Origin of the sequence: uncultured Nitrospira sp. (assembly GCA_902500695.1) — a bacterium.
Lineage (GTDB): Bacteria > Nitrospirota > Nitrospiria > Nitrospirales > UBA8639 > Nitrospira_E.
The window spans coordinates 25167-29142 of record CABVRQ010000045.1 but is presented as its reverse complement, the minus strand read 5'-3'; the positions used below and the strand labels follow the sequence as shown (position 1 = coordinate 29142).

The 3976-nt window shown below is 48.4% G+C and carries 6 protein-coding genes; 2 read left to right on the top strand and 4 right to left on the bottom strand.

Translation table 11 applies throughout. From position 1 onward, the window contains the following. Together AAH187_RS12195 and AAH187_RS12190 are read right to left on the bottom strand one after the other, a co-directional pair. On the bottom strand, positions 1 to 385 hold a 385-nt coding region (locus tag AAH187_RS12195; protein WP_342348736.1), incomplete at its 3' end, for a hypothetical protein. 268 nt (positions 386 to 653) lie between these two features. Next, positions 654 to 1103 carry a tetratricopeptide repeat protein gene (locus tag AAH187_RS12190; RefSeq protein WP_342348735.1) on the bottom strand — a complete coding sequence of 150 codons (450 nt, stop codon included), beginning with the start codon at positions 1101 to 1103 and terminating at the stop codon, positions 654 to 656. A 595-nt stretch (positions 1104 to 1698) separates the two neighbouring features. On the opposite strand from AAH187_RS12190, the gene AAH187_RS12185 reads away from it, so the two are divergent. Together AAH187_RS12185 and AAH187_RS12180 are read left to right on the top strand one after the other, a co-directional pair. Next, positions 1699 to 2160, top strand: coding sequence for an Hsp20/alpha crystallin family protein (locus tag AAH187_RS12185; protein WP_342348734.1), 462 nt, complete (start codon positions 1699 to 1701; stop codon positions 2158 to 2160). Positions 2161 to 2223: 63 nt separating this feature from the next. After that, the gene (locus AAH187_RS12180) at positions 2224 to 2631 is read left to right on the top strand and encodes an Hsp20/alpha crystallin family protein (protein ID WP_342348733.1); all 408 of its coding nucleotides are present in this window, start codon (positions 2224 to 2226) and stop codon (positions 2629 to 2631) included. A gap of 205 nt (positions 2632 to 2836) precedes the next feature. Here AAH187_RS12180 and AAH187_RS12175 read toward each other — a convergent pair whose 3' ends face one another. Together AAH187_RS12175 and AAH187_RS12170 are read right to left on the bottom strand one after the other, a co-directional pair. Beyond that, positions 2837 to 3184 (bottom strand): MoaD/ThiS family protein, encoded by a 348-nt coding sequence (locus tag AAH187_RS12175; RefSeq protein WP_342348732.1) that lies wholly within the window; start codon positions 3182 to 3184, stop codon positions 2837 to 2839. Positions 3185 to 3201: 17 nt separating this feature from the next. After that, a partial coding sequence (locus AAH187_RS12170; RefSeq protein ID WP_342348731.1) for a cyclase family protein occupies positions 3202 to 3976 on the bottom strand: 775 nt, incomplete at its 5' end.

The window sequence follows — 3976 nt, the reverse complement described above, 5'->3', positions numbered from 1 at the left end:
CCCCCAAGAGCTCGGAATCGGTGGGAGCAGTCATCCTGCCTTGGCTATCCTGGGAAAACGCCACTAACCCTCGCTGAAAACCTCGATCATTCCTCAAGGCCTCATGAAAGATCAATCGCCAAAGAGGATCGATTAGATCCCGATTGACTGCAGTGGCGATCTCCGGACTTAACTGCCCACTATCATCATATCCTTGTACAATTTTGCCGTTCTCTAAAAGATCAGGATAATAATCTCCCATCCGGTCCGGAAACCCCGTTGTCCCCATAAGGGGAGTCAATTGCAAGGCCATGAAATCACGAAAATGGACATGGGAATAGTCTTCCAAAATCTGATGGAGAGTCTGTTCGTGACATAAATGAAAGGGGTAATACAACGCGTCCATTGGGAGAGTGCCTGGCAAATTTGACTCAAGGAATTGGGGTGAGTTCAAATCTGTTCCAGTGTGTTGTGGTAGTGGAAAAATAATTCCGGTGCGAGCCCTGTCTTGAGAAAGGCGATTAGCACTCAAGGCATAGCTTGCTTCCCACCGGTAGAAAACATTCTACCGGGATTCAGGCCAGCGTTGCGCCTCAATACGGGAGCTGTAAGCATGCCCGAAAAGTCCCATGATAACCCCCATGCCTTACTGGACCAATCTAAACGGGAGTATTTCACCCGCCCACATGAGCCTGAAGAATTTGAGAACCGGCAATCATCGGATCAGCCGGAGCCAGCTGCAAGGCCTTTTTAAAATGCTTCGTGGCGTCACCGTGATTCCCCAACTTATCTAATGCGAGCGCAAGATTGTAATGAGCTTCCGGAAGGTCAGCATTCGCGGCTATGGCCTTCGAAAAATGTTCTTGAGCCACATCCCAATGCCCCTGTTGAAAATGATTGACCCCTTCCTCATTTTCTGCTGCACCGGCGACTCCGGCAATTGCCATCAGAGCACCTTCCACCTGTGGAGTTTCCGCCATGCCAGGAACTTCGGCCGTCGACATTGGGATACTTTCCGTTTTGGGCTCCGGCTTCGTTTCTTTCCCGTATTCGCCTGAATCGCATCCACTCCATACCAACACCATGAGGAACAGTAATCCGAGACCCATAGATCGCTGATTCATTGAGTCCTCCCTTTTTGAATGGTGAGCGGCGTTAGACAAAGGGCAGTAAAACCTGGGAAGTAGTACATTCACGATTTGGGTTGAGCAATGTCAATAGCGGCCAGATGTCCATCATCATAACAGTGATAGCGCGAAAGGATAGAGAGACTTAACGGTATAGTAAGGAAAGGGCTGTTTATCTGATTGCTTCATGTGTTGACGAACACCTTACAGGGTGCACCATCCCTCCCCTTGATAATGAACGGTTGTGATGTCATGTCCTTCCAAATACATGCATCAACCAACCACTTTTTTATCAGTGAATGTTCTCTGAGAATGCTGCTCAGGAGCTTGATTAAACCTCTGATGGTATTTCATAAATATGCGAGCATGACTACTTTCAGAAAAAATTCCTGCTCCTCCTTAAATGAGAAATACACCTCCTACATTTGATGCATTTTCCCGAATTGCGTCAGCCTACTTGACTCCCTGGATTTTGAAATTATCTTTTAAGCAACATCGATGCATGTTTTACCTTCGAGGGTATCACGACGAATCAACAAGGATCTGAAGGAATGAGCAATGTTACGAGAGGTACAATGAGGAGGGGTAAACTATGATCATTCGAAGATTAGAGAATTGGCCTTTTGAAGCGTTACGCGGTGAGAATTCAGAATTCGATCAGATTCAACGTTACCTTGGTCGGCTGTTCAGTGATCGAAGCCAAGCCAATGGTCGGGAAACCCCGGCAGGCGTCTATCCGCTTCTGACTGTCTCACATGATAGCGAGAATGTATATGTCCGATCGGAAATACCCGGTGTGACACTCGATCAGTTGGATGTTTCGGTCACAGGCCGAAGTCTTACAATCACGGGTGAGCGGGCGATTCCCGATGAAGGTTCGAATGTGCGCTATCATCGCAAAGAGCGGGAAGCCGGAAAAATACGGCGACAGTTAACGTTACCCACGGATGTGGACCATGAGCGAGTACAAGCCAAATATCAACACGGCATGTTGATGGTGGTCTTGCCTAAATCAGAAAAGGCCAAACCTAAAAAAATCGCCATTAGCGGATAAAAAAATTGGCATGAAGGTGAGAGATGGGGGAAGCCCCATTCAATACCAAAGGAGGATGAACACATGACCACACAGACTCAGGACATACAAGTGCGGGATAAACGGGAAGTGACGTCGGATGCGGAACAAACGATCCCTGGTCGGGTATTTTCACCCAATGTTGACATATTTGAAGACGATCAAGCCCTGACAATTGTGGCGGATATGCCCGGGGTGCCATCCGAAAATGTCACAATTGATCTTCGTAACGATGTGCTTTCCTTGAGCGGTGTGCCATCAACCTCTGTTTCTGAGAAAGAGGAATATGTATTACAGGAGTATGCCACCGGGAAATATTTTCGACAATTTACCCTGTCTGAAGTGATTGATCAGGAACATATTGATGCCAAGCTGAATAATGGAGTTTTGCGAGTGACTCTGCCAAAAGTCGGGCCTGCCAAACCTCGCAAAATTGAAATTACGGAAGGATAACCAGGTCTCAACATGAGAGGGGAGCCGTTCAATGAAGCGGCTCCCTTTCTTTGCGTGCGTGATCGTTGATTGATCAAATCGTTTCCACTGATACCCTTCCAGGAAGACCGCTTCAGTATGGAAGGGTCTGCAAGAAGACCGAAGCCCGTGGGTGAATCATTGGAGAACCTAGGGTCCCCTATTCCTCCTCCATGATCATCTTGAATTAGTAGTGTGAGAGAGTGAGTCCGCTTTGTCCCATTCCATCGTGAGCGACAATATAAACCGCATCTCCATCGTAGACTTTCGTCTCTTCACTCGCGATTCGCTTATTGACCGTCACCATGACTTTTTTTTCTTTTAACAACTGAAAGATTTCCCGAAGCGGTTTGCCTTGTTTTCTGATCAGTTGCTTCACGGAGATGGAGTCCGCAATCTCGCATCCAAGGGCTCGCTCTCCATCAACAGTTTGCAAATCTCCCATTAACGTAATCGTAACCATAATTTCCTTTTGTTCATCATCAATAATGCTCCGGGTGTATTTGAGAGATCGAGAGAATCTTTCGTTCAGCACGTGAAATAAACAGCCCCCTACGGCACGGTTGCGATAATTCGAACCGGGCCTCCTGTACCGCCTTGAATCTTCATCGGGAGAGCCGTCACGCGAGCGCCCCGAGGTGGTAATCGTCCAAGATGTGCCACATTCTCCAACGCAAAATGATTCGCTCGACCAAGAAGTTGATGAACCGGAAAGTCTCGTGACTGCCCGGCATCTATGCTGGCTGTATCTATGCCAATTCCCAAAATGTCCCGTTTCGTCAGCAGAAAGGTTACGGCGTCGGCAGAGAACCCTGGGAAATGGAGTGTGGTGGGATCCTCCGGGGTGGAGCTGCCAAGATATCGGGCTTTGTCCGGCCAATACTGTCCAAACCCCGTAAAGAGTAACACGATGGCTTTTGGAGGGATTGGACCGTAGGAGATTTCCCATTGGGCGATATCCTCAGCCTGTAGAGTGTAATCCGGGTTTGAATCCACTTGTGCTCGAATATCCAACAGGACCACTTCACCTGTTAACTGGTCGACGGGAATTTCATCCAGGCTCCAGCCTGATTCCGAAAAATGGATAGGCGCATCCATATGCGTCCCCCCATGTTCAGAGGCAGAGTACACCGCAGATGCATACCAGTACCCTTGTTGGGTAGGTCCCCAGCTGGTTTTCTTCCAATGAAAAGGCTCATTCGTGGGCCAATACACCGTGTGCTCATTAAAGGGATAGGTCAGATCAACGATCGTTCCCGTAACGGGAGGGCTCATGGTGCATCCACCCACTGCGAGAACGATGAGTATGGCTCGAATCAGCATGGAC

Bases quoted from the DNA above. Each gene is read 5' to 3' on its own strand.
- AAH187_RS12190 (WP_342348735.1), bottom strand. From the start codon at position 1,103: ATGAATCAGCGATCTATGGGTCTCGGATTACTGTTCCTCATGGTGTTG.
- AAH187_RS12185 (WP_342348734.1), top strand. From the start codon at position 1,699: ATGATCATTCGAAGATTAGAGAATTGGCCTTTTGAAGCGTTACGCGGT.
- AAH187_RS12180 (WP_342348733.1), top strand. From the start codon at position 2,224: ATGACCACACAGACTCAGGACATACAAGTGCGGGATAAACGGGAAGTG.